14 protein-coding genes and 1 other annotated feature are annotated in these 17127 nt (G+C 36.2%); all 14 genes read right to left on the reverse strand.

Going from position 1 to position 17127, the window contains the following annotated elements; translation table 11 throughout:
* Positions 1–67: 67 nt before the first annotated feature.
* A complete protein-coding gene (locus NSS71_RS11685) occupies positions 68–3175 on the reverse strand; it encodes an alpha-mannosidase (protein ID WP_341151711.1) in 3108 nt (1035 codons plus the stop codon).
* A 6-nt stretch (positions 3176–3181) separates the two neighbouring features.
* Positions 3182–4012, reverse strand: a complete 831-nt coding sequence (locus NSS71_RS11690; RefSeq protein WP_047944325.1) for a carbohydrate ABC transporter permease — start codon at positions 4010–4012, stop codon at positions 3182–3184.
* Between the two features lie 10 nt (positions 4013–4022).
* On the reverse strand, positions 4023–4925 hold the full coding sequence (locus NSS71_RS11695) for a carbohydrate ABC transporter permease (protein WP_201781404.1): 903 nt from the start codon (positions 4923–4925) through the stop codon (positions 4023–4025).
* A 106-nt stretch (positions 4926–5031) separates the two neighbouring features.
* Entirely contained in the window at positions 5032–6405 is a 1374-nt protein-coding gene (locus NSS71_RS11700) for an extracellular solute-binding protein (RefSeq protein ID WP_341151712.1), read from the reverse strand.
* A 313-nt stretch (positions 6406–6718) separates the two neighbouring features.
* Positions 6719–8002, reverse strand: a complete 1284-nt coding sequence (locus NSS71_RS11705) for a replication-associated recombination protein A (RefSeq protein ID WP_061800797.1) — start codon at positions 8000–8002, stop codon at positions 6719–6721.
* Between the two features lie 97 nt (positions 8003–8099).
* Positions 8100–9050 (reverse strand): ABC transporter permease, encoded by a 951-nt coding sequence (locus NSS71_RS11710; protein WP_341151713.1) that lies wholly within the window; start codon positions 9048–9050, stop codon positions 8100–8102.
* Entirely contained in the window at positions 9050–9967 is a 918-nt protein-coding gene (locus tag NSS71_RS11715; protein WP_341151714.1) for an ABC transporter ATP-binding protein, read from the reverse strand. The genes NSS71_RS11710 and NSS71_RS11715 overlap by 1 nt, the downstream gene beginning before the upstream one ends.
* 17 nt (positions 9968–9984) lie before the next feature.
* On the reverse strand, positions 9985–10677 hold the full coding sequence (locus tag NSS71_RS11720; RefSeq protein WP_047944318.1) for an ABC transporter ATP-binding protein: 693 nt from the start codon (positions 10675–10677) through the stop codon (positions 9985–9987).
* Positions 10678–11055, reverse strand: a complete 378-nt coding sequence (locus NSS71_RS11725; protein WP_341151715.1) for a GntR family transcriptional regulator — start codon at positions 11053–11055, stop codon at positions 10678–10680. It lies immediately after the preceding gene.
* A 6-nt stretch (positions 11056–11061) separates the two neighbouring features.
* Positions 11062–11823, reverse strand: coding sequence for a hypothetical protein (locus NSS71_RS11730; RefSeq protein ID WP_095258106.1), 762 nt, complete (start codon positions 11821–11823; stop codon positions 11062–11064).
* Between the two features lie 252 nt (positions 11824–12075).
* Positions 12076–12843: a tRNA threonylcarbamoyladenosine dehydratase gene (locus tag NSS71_RS11735; RefSeq protein WP_047944315.1), complete on the reverse strand. Its 768-nt coding sequence runs from the start codon at positions 12841–12843 to the stop codon at positions 12076–12078.
* 432 nt (positions 12844–13275) lie between these two features.
* Positions 13276–15045: an aspartate--tRNA ligase gene (gene aspS, locus NSS71_RS11740; protein WP_095322633.1), complete on the reverse strand. Its 1770-nt coding sequence runs from the start codon at positions 15043–15045 to the stop codon at positions 13276–13278.
* A gap of 110 nt (positions 15046–15155) precedes the next feature.
* Positions 15156–16430: a histidine--tRNA ligase gene (gene hisS / locus NSS71_RS11745; protein WP_047944313.1), complete on the reverse strand. Its 1275-nt coding sequence runs from the start codon at positions 16428–16430 to the stop codon at positions 15156–15158.
* A 98-nt stretch (positions 16431–16528) separates the two neighbouring features.
* Positions 16529–16761, reverse strand: a binding site (T-box leader).
* A gap of 82 nt (positions 16762–16843) precedes the next feature.
* Positions 16844–17020, reverse strand: coding sequence for a hypothetical protein (locus NSS71_RS11750; protein WP_047944312.1), 177 nt, complete (start codon positions 17018–17020; stop codon positions 16844–16846).
* Positions 17021–17127: the final 107 nt, after the last annotated feature.

The following is a 17127-nucleotide window of genomic DNA, read 5'->3' on the forward strand; positions in this document are numbered from 1 at the left end:
GGTATAAAGATGATTAATAGGTGGGAATAAGCCTTCCACCTATTAACCGCTAAAAAAATGATTAGCTTTATACAATACGTATTGTTTTTATTTCATAGGGACTTAACTCCAATGTAATATTTCCCTCTATATCCACAGGAGGTTCCATGTCTTTCTCCAGCAAATTTGTTTCATTCCATTGTCGACAATCAAATAATGGTTCTAAAGTTAGCACTCTATTACTTCCTAGGTGGTCATGCACTCGTAATATAATCCCTTGACCATTTTCCGCCGCTTTAACAGCATCGATGTATACGCTTTCTTCTGTATGCCATTTAAATAGTCTCCGATTCACTTGATTCCCTTTTAATATAGATAATGGCTGATTTAGAGCCCAAGCTTCTTCAACCGTTCTTCCATCTACGAAATCTCCTGTATGTGGTAGAAGACTATACGTAAATTCATGCATTCCTATATCAGCTGATGGGTCTGGATATATTCCCCCTTTTAATAAGGTAATTCTCATTGTTTGGTCTTTTATATCATGGCCGTACTTACAGTCATTAAGTATACTGACTCCATAGTCCCTTTGTGAATAGTCCACCCACTGGTGTGCTACTGTCTCGAATTTCGCCAGATCCCAGCTGGTATTCCAATGTGTAGGTCGCTGGACATTGCCATATTGAATATCATACGTTGCGACAGTATTGCGAATATCGACATCAAATCCTGCTTTCAGTAATTGTTCCCTTTCTTTCCAATCTGCCTTTGTAATAAAATCTATTCGACGTGAATGTTTATAAACCTGCATATATTGAATAATTCTCGAAGTACCAAATGAATAAACAAATTCAACCTTTGCGTATAGGTTGTTTTGTTCTTTAATGGTAATCGATTCTGCGGCTAACTCGTTATACTTTTCTTGATAAAATATGTCGATATCCCATGCATTAAAGTTCATTGGTTTATCTTCAAATAATTGAAGCCTGTTCCCAAAGCCATTTTCTTTAAGTACCTCGCGATGATACTGTTTATCATAAATGCTAATTAACTGTCCTTTCTCATTCCAGCGAATTAGATAATTATTCGTGTCTATACCGCTTTCTACTGCTTTTACAAAAGGAGCTTCCACTCTTTTTACTTCCATCGGCTCAAATTTCAGAATACAAGTTCCGAAAGCTGGAATAGTCGGTGTCTGGACAAGATATCCTTCTTCACACGGCACTGCTTCCAATTCTTCTCCAGAATCCGTTAAAAATTTGCCAGATTCCTTTTTATCAATTGTTACTAATTCCTTTCTCACCCAGCCAGCCGAGTTAAAGACAGTCCATTGATTTATTGCTGCATCATCTAACCGTGCTAAGAGTTGGGTAGAGCTTTCCATCGCTTCTTCTATCTCTACCTTATGATCTTGATAAACTTCTTTTATAGATGAACCAGGGATAATATCATGAAATTGATTACGCAATAACACTTCCCATATGTTCGTTATTTCTTCCTTTGGATAATGAATTCCTTTTGATACTTGTACAGCTGTATACAAAATTTCTAGTTCTCTTAAAGTTAACTCTAATCTGCGATTCATTTTTTTGACAAAGGCTTGAGATGTATAGGTTCCTCGATGATATTCTAAATATAATTCCCCATCCCATGTATGAACGTAATTATCTGCAGAATCAATAGTGTCATGAAGCTGTTGAAAAAATTCATCCGCACGCCCTGTTTTCACATGTGGAAGACCCGGGATTTTATCCATACGACGGCGATTTTCTAACATATCTCTTGTGACTCCACCGCCACCGTCTCCATACCCATACGATATAAGCAGTTGTTTATTTACATCTTTATTCCGATAAGCTTTATAGCTGCCTAACACTGTTTCTGGTTCCAACTGTCCATTATACGTATAAAACCAGCGAGATGCCCATTGATTATCTACTAAGTCTTTTCCTGGTTCTGGTGTAGTAATAAAATGGGTTAACACCTCTGATCCATCTATCCCCCGCCAGACAAAAGTATCATGTGGCATCCGGTTGTATTGATTCCAGCTTATTTTTGTCGTCATAAATGTATCTATCCCACTCTTTTTTAAAATCTGAGGCAATGCCCATGAATAACCAAAAACATCTGGCAGCCATAGATAGTGGACATCTTTATGGAATTCTTTTTTTATAAATTGTGTTCCATGGAGAATTTGCCGAGTTAGTGATTCGCCAGATGGTATATTACAATCAGCTTCCAGCCACATAGCACCATCTATTTCCCAACGGCCCTCTTCTATTCTATTTTTTATTTGTTCATAGATCTCCGGATAATCTTCTTTTATATATTGATAGAGTTGGGGCTGAGTTTGTAAAAAGATATAGTCTGGATATTGCTTCATTAACTGTAGAACAGTCGAAAAACTACGTGCGGCTTTCTCTCTTGTATGCTTCAGTCTCCATAACCAAGCGACATCAATATGGGTATGACCAATCGCGGTGATTGTCACTAACTCGCGCTTTTCTAAAGCGTCTATTCCTTTTTGCAAATTATCATTAGCTAAATTTATACTTTTATAAAAAGCAGGACTCCCTGGATAGGACCAGTCGATATATTTCATGGTTTTTTCTAATAAAGGCAAAAGTTCATATCGTTTTGGGTCATCCTCTTTTAATTGTTTAATCGTTTTTAAAATACAATCTGCAGTAAAATATAAATCATCACATTCTTCATTTAAAATTGCATATTCGGCCACCTTAAATGTATGTGATTGGATTTGCTCAGGTCCACCACCTTCCAATCCGGACCATAATTTCAAGGAAAGTGTTACTTCCTTTCCATAATATTCAGGGTCAAGAAAGACTTCTTTATGATTAGAGTCAACGCCTTGGTATGGGTGGCCGTCCACAAAAAGCAAGGATTCAAATCCGGAATTATAGCCGCCGCCTGTTCGACCAAAATCCAATAGTAAGACTATTCTTCCATCTGATTTAGGAACTTTAAACGTTGTTTGAATCCATAAATAATAGTCCCTTCCTTCCCAAATATCGCCTAACGAAAAGTCTTGCCACTCAGTCGAATTACTAGGTGGATATTTCTCGGCTCCTTCTATGCTTTCTTTTGCTTTCCAATTGTTAAGACTTTTTCTTTCCATGTAACGGTAAGGATTTAATTCTTTCATTCTATTTTCTAATTTTTCGATTGTATAAAACATAGCACCCTATCCTTTCGTAGCTCCACCTAAACTGAAGCCCTTTGACATGAAATTTTGTGAAATTGTATACAAAATAACAACAGGCAGTGTATACATTACTGAAAATGCTGCCAACCTGCCGTAATTAACCATTCCAAAGTTACCGAAAAATTGAAAGATCGTTACAGAAGCCGGCAGCTTTTCTGGACTTTGAATGAGGATATAAGGAACAAAATAATTTCCCCAGCTGCCTGTAAAAGTAAAGATAGCAACTGTGAATATTCCGGGAAGCATTAAGGGAGCAACAATTTTTTTTATTCCTTGAAAGATAGATGCTCCATCGACCCAGGCTGATTCTTCTAAATCCAAGGGAATAGAATCCATAAAATTCTTCATCATCCAAATACCATATGGCAAGGAAGAAGCTGTTAAAAAAAGCGTCATCGCTATCAAGGAATCTTGAAATTTCAAATAAAGAAATAACTGAAACACCGGTACAATAACGGCTGTCATTGGTAAGGAAGTCATGAACAAAATGGTCATCATAAAACTATTTTTATATTTTAATGTATACCTAGACAATGGATAAGCAGCCAGCACACATAAAATCACAACCAACAATGCCTGTGAAGTCGATATTCCTATTCCAATAAAAAACGAACGCAAAATCGCAGCTTCAGATAATATTGACTTAAAGTTGTCTAAGGTTATCTTTTCTGGCATCTTCAGTGCCTGAATTGCCCCTGGATCCACTGATGCAAATAGCATCCATAATAACGGCAGCAAAAACAAAATTGCCAGAATAGACAAGATTAAATAATGAATAAGTTTTTCCACTCTATATCCTTTTTGAACCAACTCACTTCACCTACACTTTCACTTTCAAGGTTTTCATATATATGAAGCTGGCAATTGCACCCAATACTAATAACACAAAGGAAATCGCTGTCCCATAGCCTAACTGATAACTGACAAATGCCTGTTTATACATAAATACAGGAAGCGTTGCTGTACTTACCCCTGGACCTCCTCCAGTCATTGTATAAATTAAAGCAAATACTCCAAGTGTTTGCAGCGTAACTAACATCATATTTGTGGCGATTGTTCCTTTTACCATAGGGATGGTGATATAGCGAATAACCTGAAATCGACTGGCACCATCCATAATGGCTGCTTCTTCCACATCTTTTGGAATATCGTCTAAAGCTGCTTGAAATACCATCATGGAGAAAGCAGTTCCTCTCCACATATTCGCAATCACAACACTCACCATTGGGAAAGTAAATAACCAGGCAATCGGTTTAATATCAAAAAGACTCAACAGCCAATTAGCAGTTCCGCTTTCACCAAGAAATGCCACCCAGCAAAATGCTACCACAACTTCTGGAGTTACCCAGGCGGCAATTATGATTAAACCAACAATTCTTCTAAATGTTTTATTTTTCTCTTTCATTAAAAAGGCGATCAAAAAGCCAAAGAAACATTGTCCGAGCACCGCTGAGAAAAAAACAAAAACAATTGTATTCCACACACTGACACGGAAGTCGGGATCTTGAAACATCCGGGTAAAGTTTTCAAATCCTACAAACCTTAGCTGACTAGCTTCTGCACCAGTCAGAGCTAAGTTTGTAAATGAAAAAAGTAATGTTAATAGCATCGGTCCAATGAAAAATATCAATAATAAAAGCCAGGTCGGAGCGAGAAAAATAGCTGCCTTAACATGATCCGACTGTCCTTTTCGTTTTGGCTTTTTTCCTAATACTGCTTCCAATTTCATCCCACCTTTAAAAAGGTTATCACTATAACAACAGGTGATGACCATACAAGGAATAGGGAGTAAATTTCCCTGCTGGTCAAGTGTTCAGCCTTTTGTACAGTTATTTAACTACGTTTTCTTCGCCGACAATCCTGATTACATTGTTTGCATAATCCTCGGCAGCTTGTTTTGGTGTCTTGCTACCAGTTGCGACTGCCTCCACCATCGTTTGTATTTCTACGGAAACATTCGGATATTTGTCATTAGCAGGACGGAAATGAGCATTCTTCAAATACTCCGTTGCTTCCGAAATGAAATTTTGTTCTTTATAGGCGGGAACTTCCGCTGAATCATCACGTACTGTTAAGTTTCCTTCTGCAACAGCGCGAGCTGCCTGCTGTTCTTTCCCACCTAAAGCTTGGATAACCTTCCATGAAGCATCTGGATTTTTTGCTTTAGATGGAATTGCCCATGTCCATCCTCCAGACATAGTCGTAGTGCCAGGCTCTTGTCCATTTTGAGTCGGCATGGCCGCAAAACCAAATCGTTCCGTGACATTATCCATTGGAACTGCTCCTATTTCTGTATAATTACCTGTATTCCAAAATCCATCTAATATAATTCCTGCTTCATCATTTGGGAACTTTTCTTGGAATAAAACGGAACTATAGTTGCTGTTAATGGCAATAGATAGAGGCGGTCCTAATTTTTTCTGATTATATACTAGATCAATAAATTGTAAGGATTCTTCTATTCCTTTTGTATTCACATGCCATTTCTTTGTATCAGCATCAAATAACACATCGTCTGTCCCGTAGAGCAGCATTTCAAAAGTCTGCATCGATACGGATTCCCCGTTTGCTTTAGCTACTCCCATAGAAAGAGGAATAACATCCTTAGCTGAATCTTTTATTTTTTCAGCAGCTTCTATAATCTCATCCCAGTTTTTAGGCTGCCAGTCTTCCGGCAGACCAGCTTTTTTGAAAACATTTTTGTTATACCATAACCCGCGAGAATCAGATGTTCCTGGAATGGCATATAATTTCCCATCTTCTCCAATCGAACCTGACTTTAAATTTTCTGTATAATATTGCCATTGATCCCAATCACGCACATAATCATCAAGTGGTAAGAGATAGCCTGCATTCGCATCTGAATTTAACATAAAGGAGTCTTCTGCAACCACATCAGGTGCTGTACTTTCTGATTGCATCGATAAAGCCACTTTAGAAAAATAATCCCCCTCACTAGCTGTAATCGGCGATAAAACTATTTTTATGTCTGGGTTTTCTTTTTCAAATTCTGGGATAAACGTGTTTGTTAAATATTTTTTTAATTTATCATGCTCTCCTACATCTCTCCATGTAATTTTAATCTGGGTTTTTCCATCAACCTTCCCATCATCAGATGTTGAATTACTTTCGCTTGAACAACCAATTAATAAAAACGGAATACATAAAAGAAGCAAAAATACTTTTTTAATCGACTTTTTCATTTTTTCAACCCCTTGTTTTTAATTATTCGTTAGTGAAATAACCGCTCACTAAAATGTAAGCACTTTCAATTTAATCTTTAGACGCCTCTTTTTCAATCTATAAAATAAAGGAAAGTCAGTATTTTTCTTAGATAATTGAAAAAATGAAGATTATAACAAAAAATATAGATTGGCGGAAACGATATTTATCTGCCATCTCTTGAAAATGTTTGTTTAGAAATTTTAAAAAAACCTTAAAAAAGAAGCCTAGTTAAATGACTGCCTTACCATTCGTGCGTGTCATTTAACTAGACTCCATTATATAAGTCTATGCTTATTTATTTTTTTTAAATCCTTTAAGCTTATCATATATTGCCCCCAGCTTCTTCTCCTCACCAGCTTCAGTTGGATGATAATACTGAGTTCCTTTAAGTTTTTCCGGGAAATATTCTTGATCAACCCATCCACCAAACGTTCCAATTGGATAGTCATGCGGATAAATATACCCAACATGTCCTAACTTCTTGCTTCCTTCATAATGACCATCCCTTAAATGCATAGGGATATCCCCGACTCTGCCATTGCGGACATCTGCTATGGCGGCATCTAATGCTTTATAGGCTGCGTTCGATTTAGAGGATAAACACATTTCCACTACCGCTACAGATAAAGGAATTCGCGCTTCTGGTAAACCAAGTCGCTCACTCGCCGTCACTGCTGCTAAAACATTATTGCCGACAGATGTATTGGCAAGGCCAACATCTTCATAGGCAATGACTAACAATCTCCTATTTACGGCAACTAAATCTCCTGTTTCTAATAAATGAGCGAGATAATATAAGGCGGCATCTACATCACTACCTCGGATACTTTTCTGCAGACTAGATAATAAATTATAGAAATGCGAGCCTTTTTTATCGCCAAAAACACCGACCTTTTCAATCATTTGGTCAATGGTATCATCCTTGATAATAAAAACGTCGTCCTCTTTATCAGATGAATAGACAATAGACTCTAGAAGAGTTAATGATTTTCTTGCATCTCCATTAGTGCCTTTTGCAATTTTTGCAATTTGTTCCTTTGAAATTTGAATGGACAGATTCGCAAGCCCTTTTTCATCTTGTAATGCTCGATGCAATAATTCTTCAATATCATCATCCGTTAATCTTTTTAACTGCTTGATTTGTCCACATCTACTGCGAATCGCAGGATTTACATCATGGTAGGGATTTTCCGTAGTAGCACCTATTAAAACAATATCCCCTCTCTCCACATGAGGAAGTAAATAATCCTGCTGCGCTTTATTAAAACGATGAATTTCATCTAAAAAAAGAATGACTTTCCCTGTCAATCTTGCTTCATCCACTACCGCTTCCACATCCTTCTTTCCTGATGTAGTCGCATTTAGTGCAATAAAAGGTAATTTTGTTGTACCAGCAATAGCAAAGGCAATCGAGGTTTTCCCAATGCCAGGCTCTCCATACAATAACATCGATGGAACATGACCATTTTTAATCATTTTATATAAACTGGTTGTTTTTCCGATAATATCCTTTTGCCCGACTACTTCATCAAGATTCGTCGGGCGCATTCGATAAGCAAGTGGTTCCCCGTTCATTTATACACCTTCTTGTTTAACTTCTTACATCCATTATAACGTAAAGATAGGAAAGAAGAAAAATAGAATGAAGTCCATAAAAGACCTCATTCTATGATTACGCCGCAACATCTCTCTTCCTAAACACCCAAAAAGCTAAGCCGATGAATACGACAAAATAAATAACGAGCATAGTAATCGAGAAAGACAAAGTCATGCCGCTCACTAAAGGAGTTCCTTCCAAATATTGTGTTAAATCAGTGTTAGCAAATAATAAATATTTCGCCCAATCAAACCAGTTCGCTAATAATAAAGTGACTGTATTACCCATAAACATTAAGAAAATCGATATCCCAATTGCGAGTGAACTATTCCGGAAAACGGAAGAAATCATAAATGCCATTGTAGTGAGCATAAATAAACTGATCGAATTTAATCCATAATAGCTTATTAAATGCATGAGAATGCTTTGTTCCTTCACTACCCCATTGGAATAAAATAAATATGGATACACTTCTTTCGGCAGTCCAAACAGAATGGCACCTAATATAAAAGAAAAGGCAAAGATGATAAAAATAGTTAAAAACCCGAAAAGTAATACCGTTAAATATTTTGATAATAGAATCTTTATTCTGCTTAATGGACGAATAAGGAGAAGTTTTATCGTTCCCCAATTAAACTCGTTTGCTACGATTCCAGCTGCAATAATAATTGTAAATAAGCCTGCAAGACTAAGAAGTTGGATACTATCAGCAACAAAATCCCATGCAGAGTATTCTACATTTGTACTAAAATTATGTGTAATTCTATACTCGTTTATAGCTATTTTTTTTGTATAATAATTCCTTGTTTCTTCAGGAAGGTGTTCATCTTCCAGCTGTTCATTATAGCGCTTATTTTCTAATTCAAGTCCATGTTTCCAGTTCTCATTATCAGGGACAGAAAATCCACTTGATTGATATTTATTAAAAGCACCAAGCAATAAAACAGCAATTAATAAGAGCACGATCATTACTAATGTTGCTGGACGTTTCCATATCTTCATCCATTCATTTCTTATTAGCTGCATTAATTCAGATCCTTCCTGTGGTTAGTCAATTCTAAAAATCGATCTTCTAATGTTTTCGATACTTCTTTTATGCCAAAAATCTGAACGTCCTGTAAAGCAAGTGCTTTTATTATTCCAGGTATTTGTTCTTTTGTTACCGTAATATGAATTCCCTGCTCTTTTGGCATAACTTGCACTTCCGGCATCATTCCATGTATATGACTTATGGCTTTATCAACAGGATGAAGCTCCATTTCAAATACTTGCTCTACTGCAACAAAGTCCTTTACTAACTGGACATCGACCAGTTTACCTTCTTGAATAATGCCGATGCGATCACACATCATTTCCATCTCTGATAACAAGTGACTGGAAACAATAACTGCCATGTTTCTCTCTCTAGCTAGCATTCTTAAATGGTCTCTTATCTCTCTTATCCCTGCAGGATCTAATCCATTCGTTGGCTCATCTAAGATTAATACTTTAGGATCATGCAAAAGGCTTTGCGCAAGGCCTAAACGTTGTCGCATTCCAAGTGAATAAGTGCGAACTTTATCATGAATTCGATCTTTTAAACCAACTAATTCAACTGTCTCCATTATTTTTTGCTTTGATATACCTTTCACCATTCGAGCATAGTGCAGAAGATTTTCATACCCACTCAAAAATTTGTACATTTCCGGGTTCTCTACAATGGCTCCAACATGCTGGATTGCTTTCTCAAACTGATCGCGAACACTCTCCTTGCAAATAGTGATATCCCCATCACTCATATTAATGAGACCAACAATCATCCGGATCGTTGTTGTTTTCCCTGCACCATTTGGACCAAGAAAACCAAATACTTCTCCTGCTTCTACTTGGAAACTCAACGAATCAATTATTTTTCTTCCTTTGATTATTTTTGAGACATTTTTTAATTCCACTACGGATGTCACTATTTTTTACCAGCCTTTCATTTGTTTATATTTGCCTTCATCCACTCGATAATGGATTGACCTTTTTCTTCCCTTAAATCCTCTACTGAAAGATTGGCGATTACATTCCCATTATTTAAAACAACTATATTATCTAAAATGGATTCAACCTCTACTATCTCATGTGTTGCTATCACAACGGTCTGTTTTTCAAAATCAATATAGTTTAATAATCCTTTAACGATTGATTCCCGCACCAGTGGATCTAAACCTGAAAAAGGTTCATCGAGTAATAAAATTGGCGCTGACCGAGCTAAACAAAGAACAAGCTTCAGTCTTCCTCTGTTTCCCTTCGAAAGATTCTTTATTTTTTTATGTTGCTCTAACTGCATAAATTCTAGTAATTCTTGCGCTTTGCCAAGCTGAAAATCATGAAACTGCGAGGCTGTAAATCGTATCATTTCTTGAATAGTAAAAGATTCATAAAAACGGTCTAGCTCCGTTAAATATGAAACATCCTCTGCAATTCTACGCGTAGCATTTTTTCCATTGACTAACACCTTGCCATTAGTCGGCTGGACAAGACCAGCAATCATTTTCAACGTGGTTGATTTTCCACTTCCATTTGTACCAAGAAGACCATAAATTTTTCCCTCTTCTAAGGTTAAATTTACATTTTCCACTGCATACTCTCTACCATATCTTTTGGTTACATTGCGAAATTGTATCATTTACTTTTCACCCTTCTTCTCTTGAAGATAGATTTCTAATAACTGAACCATTTCTTCTTTTTTGATTCCTAGCTCTTGCATATTACGAATAAACTGTTCCAGTAAATCATGTTGAAGCTTTGTTCTTAGCTCCTCTATAATATCTTCTGATTCGGTTATAAATGTACCCTGACCTCTTCTCGTTTCCACAATCTTCATCCTTTCCAATTCACCGTACGTCCGTTGAATCGTATTTGGATTTACTCCAGATGCAATAGCCATTTCTCGAACAGATGGCAACTTATCTCCTGGCATCCGTTCATAGCGTGCAATTTGCTGTGTAATTTTTTCTACGATCTGCATGTAAATTGGTCTGGATGATTCAAATTCATCTCCCATGGTAATCTACACCTCCACTTTCTTTTCCAATAACCAAGAAGCTATTAGAAATAAGAAGAAGAGTGTTAGAATATATCCGCATAATGAAAAAATAGATATCTCTGTTGTTTCTATAGAAGCCTTAAAAAAATCCCGACGTGCTTCAAAAGCAAGTGTATTGTCTACAGAAATTACTGATTTCCTTTTAAGAGCATCAATAACCGGGATTCTATTAAACCAGTAGACAGCAATATTCCAAATATTCCAAAGAAGGATTAAAACGACCCAGCGTATTTTATTCAACCATACGATTTTTTTCATGCTGTGATAAAGTGTCCATGAGAAAAAGACCCAGCTGCTGAGGTATATGGATATTCCTAATAGGATTAAACACATAAAAAATAAATTTGTTTGATTGAAAGCTAGTTTCAATTCTCCAACATACATACTAATCACTGCCACACTAAACATTAAAAACAATGATATTATCGAATACAGGATTCCTGTAATCCATTTTGATAAAAGGAGTTTTATGCTGCTGTTTGGATTATGAAGCCATAATTGTGTTTTCCCTTCTATATTCAAAGAAGTTAATAAAAAAGATGGAAGATAAAACACATGCGCAAAACAGAAAGTGATGGCAAAAATTGCGACCAACATAATTGTTTTGTAATAACTAGATAGTACAATAGACGTTATCAATCCCAAACTGACAATAATAATACTCGTGTACAGAAAAGGAAGACCAAGCTTTAAATCTTTTTTTAATAGCCCATTAAACGAATTCACTTAAACCACCTCATTGTATTAGTGTATTATCTACATAGTACACTAATACTCCGATACTAGTCAATAGGCTTCGGCTCTTTTTCTCACCATTTAGATGAACGAAAAGTCACCATAATCTCCATGTAAAAAAACAAAACAATTATACGTAGCTTTTCATAGCATTTTCGTATAATTGTTTTGGTTTAAAGGAAGCTAGACACTTATGTTCCAATCTCTTTTCAATCCAGAAACATTTACCGCCATTTTATGGTATTATTTCTCATCTTTTACACGTGTGATTTTTATCTCTTTTAGCAACTCTTTTACGACATGGCTAGCCATTATTAACCCAGCCACTGAAGGAACAAACGCATTAGAAGAAGGAGGCATTTTCGCCTTTCGAATTGGCGCATTATCTTTTCCGACCACTTTACGAACATCTTCACGAATTACAATGGGACTTTCATCTGAAAATACGACGTTAATCCCTTTTCTAATTCCTTCTTTACGAAGTCTTGTACGAATAACTTTTGCAATTGGATCTGTGTGTGTTTTACTAATATCTGCAATTTGGAAACGAGTAGGATCCATTTTATTTGCAGCGCCCATGCTTGAAATGATTGGAATATTTCGGTTTAAACACTCTTTCATTAAGTGAATTTTATAAGCAATCGTATCAGATGCATCTATGACAAAATCTAAGCCATAAGCAAAAATTTCTTCATACGTTTCTTCGGTATAAAACATTTTCAATGCAATTACTTCACAGTCTGGATTAATATCTGCAATACGTTCTTTCATAATATCTACTTTAGGACGGCCAACTGTAGATAATAATGCAATTACCTGTCTATTGACATTCGTAATATCCACATCATCCTTATCAATTAAGATTAATTTTCCTACGCCTGAACGAGCTAACGCTTCTGCAGCAAAGGAACCAACGCCTCCGATTCCTAGAACAGCAACCGTACTGTTTTTCATTGTCTCTAGCCCTTCTTTGCCAATGGCTAGCTCATTTCTCGAAAATTGATGCAACATCTGTTTTCAACTCCATTTAATTTTTCCTACCAGCTAATTATGTTTACATATTCCCTTATCAGGAATTCTCATTCTGAAAGAATAAAATTATTACTTAAGAAATATAACATAAATTTTTATCAGCTACCACTACCCTTTCCTTGTTTCCCGATAAGAATTAAATTTTTTCTATTGAATGATAGGTATAAATTTTGCAAGTACTAAAAGAGAGAGTTGGAACAAAATATGTAATAAGTAAAGAGAATCAATCTCATAGCTAAACCTCATGGGCTAGCCAGTTGGAAAGCGATGCGTATTTAGCTCCAGAAAAGAATCACAAAACGTCTTTTTCGACATAAAAAAACGAACAATCATACGAAATATTGTTGATATCTCCGCATAATTGTTCGGGTCTATATTTGGTGGAATACTTCTATTCCAGTCTCTTAATCATTATTTATTCAGTTGCAAAGATAAATGTAAATCTGTTAATTGGTTTTCACTTACTTCACTTGGAGCATTTGTCAAAAGACAGCTTGCACTTGCTGTTTTAGGAAATGCAATTGTATCACGAAGATTCGTGCGCCCAGATAGCAGCATAATTAAGCGATCTAAACCAATTGCAATTCCTCCATGTGGTGGAGTTCCATATTCAAACGCTTCTAATAAGAAACCAAATTGAGCATAAGCCTCTTCCTTAGTAAATCCTAATAAGCTAAACATTTTTTCTTGGATTTCTTTTTCAAATATACGTAGAGAACCACCGCCTAGCTCATAACCATTTAACACAATGTCATAAGCTTGTGCTTTCACTGCTTCAGGATTCGTATCCAATAATTCTAAATCCGCTCTTTGAGGCATTGTGAATGGATGATGTGCTGCATAAAAACGGCCTTCTTCTTCGTCATATTCAAATAACGGCCAATCTGTCACCCATAAGAAATTGAATTTACTTTGATCAATTAAATCTAGCTCTTTTGCTAATTTTAAACGCAGTGCTCCTAATGCATCGGCAACGACATTCTTTTTATCAGCTACGAATAAAAGCAGGTCTCCTGCTTCAATATTTAACGCTTGCTCAAAGCCTTTTTGCTCTGTCTCGGAAATAAACTTAGAAATAGGCCCTTTTAAGCCGTCTTCTTCAGCTTTTAACCAAGCAAGACCTTTTGCTCCATACACTTTTACAAACTCTGTCAATGCATCAATATCTTTACGAGAATAGTTTCCACTTGCATTCTTTACATTTATTGCTTTTACTTGACCGCCTGTTTCAACTGCTGAAGCAAATACTTTAAAGCTAGATTCTTTCACTATTTCAGAAAGGTCAACTAATTCCATCTCAAAACGAGTATCTGGTTTGTCTGATCCATATCTACTCATTGCTTCATCATAAGGCATTCTTGGAAATGGGAGCGTCACATCGATATTCTTAACTTCTTTCATGATTTTTGCCATCATTGCTTCCATCATGTTCATAATATCTTCCTGACTCATAAAGCTTGTTTCCAAATCAAGCTGTGTGAATTCTGGCTGTCGATCTGCACGTAAATCTTCATCACGGAAACAACGAGCAATCTGATAGTATCTCTCTACTCCACCGACCATTAATAATTGCTTGAAAATTTGCGGTGACTGAGGCAATGCATAGAATTCACCTGGATGAACTCGGCTAGGTACTAAATAATCTCTTGCCCCTTCTGGCGTACTTTTTGTTAAGATTGGTGTTTCAATATCCAAAAACCCTTCACTATCAAGAAAATCTCTCATCACTTTTGTGACTTGATGACGCATTTTTAAGGTTTCAAACATAACAGGTCTTCTAACATCTAAATAGCGATATTTTAAACGTACATCTTCTGTAACATCCGTTTGATCAGAAATAACGAATGGAGGAGTTTTTGCTTCATTAATGATTTTAATTTCATCGGCGATTATTTCAATTTTTCCTGTTTTAAGGTTTTCATTGACTGTACCTTCTTGGCGCGCAACTACTTTTCCTTTTATATCTAATACAAATTCATTTCTTACCTTATCAGCGATTTCGATGGCCTCTTTATTTATCTCTGGATTAAATACTACCTGAACGATACCTGTACGGTCACGTAAATCAATGAAAATCAGCCCGCCTAGATCACGTCTTTTTTGCACCCATCCTTTTAAAACAATACTCTCACCAATCGATTTTTCTGTTACTTCACCACAAAAATATGTTCTTCCAAACATGAAGTATCCTCCCTATAATCAACATTTGTGTATTCACATTTTTATCTTCCTAACGACTCATTCAGATGCTTTCTTTGCTTTCCTATTAAAAACAAAGAAAACATCCTTGCTTAGAATGAGCCAAAGTCTTTTAGCGCACTTACAAGCTCTGTAAGCGGAATTTCTTTTTGTTCTCCTGTTTCTAACTGTTTTAAATTAATTTTGTTGTTTTGCAATTCATTTTCTCCTAAAACAGCGACATATTTAGCGTGAAGACGATCAGCTGCTTTAAATTGGGCCTTTACTTTGCGATCAAGATAATCTCTTTCAGCAGAGAAACCAGCCTGTCTAAGTTCATTTACTAATCCTACCGTGTAATCCTTTGCTTCTTCTCCTAATGAAACTAAATAGCAATCCACCTTCTTTTCAATAGGTAGTTCGATTTTTTCCGCTTCAAGGGCAGAAAGTAATCGTTCTAGACTCATAGCAAAGCCGATTCCAGGAGCTTCAGGGCCGCCTAATTCTTCTGTTAAGCCATTGTATCTGCCTCCACCACATAATGTAGTAATGGCGCCAAATCCTTCAGCTTCACTCATTATTTCAAAAGCTGTGTGGTTATAGTAATCCAAACCTCTAACTAAATTAGAGTCAACAACAAAGGGAATGTTTAAAGCCGTTAAATATTTTTGTACCTTTTCAAAGTATGCTTTTGACTCTTCGTTTAAGTACTCTAGGATGGATGGTGCAGACTTCATTAATGGATGTTCATGATCCTTTTTGCAATCTAAGATTCTCATTGGGTTTTTCTCTAATCTTGTTTGGCAATCATGACAAAATTCCCCGATGCTCGGTTTAAAGTGTGCAATTAGCGCTTCACGGTGAGCTTGTCTACTTTCTTTATCACCTAAACTGTTAACAACTACCTTTAACTTTGATAATCCCATTGTTTGATAAACGGAATAAGCAAGTGCAATCACTTCCGCATCAATAGCAGGATCTTTACTCCCAATTGCTTCCACACCAAACTGGACAAATTGACGGAAACGTCCAGCTTGTGGTCTCTCATACCGGAACATTTGCCCTAAATAAAAGAGCTTAATTGGCTGAGATGCATATCCATGCATTTTATTCTCCACAAATGAACGAACAACCGCCGCTGTTCCCTCTGGTCTTAATGTTAAGCTTCTTTTTCCTCGATCCTCAAAAGTATACATTTCCTTTGTAACAATATCCGTTGTGTCCCCAACACTTCGTAAAAATAGTTCTGTATGTTCAAATATAGGAGTGCGGATTTCGCTATATTGATATCGATCACAAAGTTGTTTAATTTTCCCTTCAATATACTGCCACTTTTCTACAGTCCCTGGCAAAATATCTTGGGTTCCTCTTGGAATATTAATATGCATTTTATGTATCCTCCCTGCTATTAGAAAAGCGTCTGATATCCGCGCTTTATTTGTAATATTTCAAATAAAAAAATCTCGTCCCTTGCATCCATCTGAATACAAGGGACGAGATTTTTCCCGTGGTACCACCCTAATTGAAGATTTTCTTAAATCTTCCACTTTGCAGTTAACGCCTGCGCACGTTTCTACCTACTAATGAAGAATATTTTCAGAAGAAAGCCTCCCTGAGTGTTCTTTCTCTAAGTCATCATGTAGAAATGCTTGCAGCCTTTATGACATTTCCTCTCTGTTCATGTGTCTCTTAGATACTCTTCTCGATCAATGGCTTTACTAGATTATTTATTATTATTTAATTAATAATAAATAGGAAAGATTGTATTGTCAATAGGATATGAAAATGATTTCCCGCTCTATTATAATTTTCCTAGTTGTTTCTTTAGCTTTTTTACTTCCCCTAATGAAAGTCCGAATTCAGAAGCTAGCTCAATCGCATTTGAATTTCCTTCTCTTTGAATAAAATCGTGAAAATCGACGCCTAGTAATTTGGAATCAATTTCACTAGTTGATGAACTTTTTTCACCAAATCTCATGCATTTCACCCTTTTTTCTGTTATTTATTTATAGTATTACCATGAGAGGCTAAAAAATTTCATCAAAAAATAGTTTCTTGTCTAAATTTGATTACAAAAAATAAGAA

The organism is Niallia sp. FSL W8-0951 (assembly GCF_038006525.1).
GTDB lineage: Bacteria > Bacillota > Bacilli > Bacillales > Cytobacillaceae > Niallia > Niallia circulans.

Bases quoted from the DNA above. Each gene is read 5' to 3' on its own strand.
- NSS71_RS11685 (WP_341151711.1), bottom strand. From the start codon at position 3,175: ATGTTTTATACAATCGAAAAATTAGAAAATAGAATGAAAGAATTAAAT.
- NSS71_RS11700 (WP_341151712.1), bottom strand. From the start codon at position 6,405: ATGAAAAAGTCGATTAAAAAAGTATTTTTGCTTCTTTTATGTATTCCG.
- NSS71_RS11705 (WP_061800797.1), bottom strand. From the start codon at position 8,002: ATGAACGGGGAACCACTTGCTTATCGAATGCGCCCGACGAATCTTGAT.
- NSS71_RS11710 (WP_341151713.1), bottom strand. From the start codon at position 9,050: ATGCAGCTAATAAGAAATGAATGGATGAAGATATGGAAACGTCCAGCA.
- NSS71_RS11720 (WP_047944318.1), bottom strand. From the start codon at position 10,677: ATGATACAATTTCGCAATGTAACCAAAAGATATGGTAGAGAGTATGCA.
- NSS71_RS11725 (WP_341151715.1), bottom strand. From the start codon at position 11,055: ATGGGAGATGAATTTGAATCATCCAGACCAATTTACATGCAGATCGTA.
- NSS71_RS11735 (WP_047944315.1), bottom strand. From the start codon at position 12,843: ATGTTGCATCAATTTTCGAGAAATGAGCTAGCCATTGGCAAAGAAGGG.
- aspS (WP_095322633.1), bottom strand. From the start codon at position 15,045: ATGTTTGGAAGAACATATTTTTGTGGTGAAGTAACAGAAAAATCGATT.
- hisS (WP_047944313.1), bottom strand. From the start codon at position 16,430: ATGCATATTAATATTCCAAGAGGAACCCAAGATATTTTGCCAGGGACT.
- NSS71_RS11750 (WP_047944312.1), bottom strand. From the start codon at position 17,020: ATGAGATTTGGTGAAAAAAGTTCATCAACTAGTGAAATTGATTCCAAA.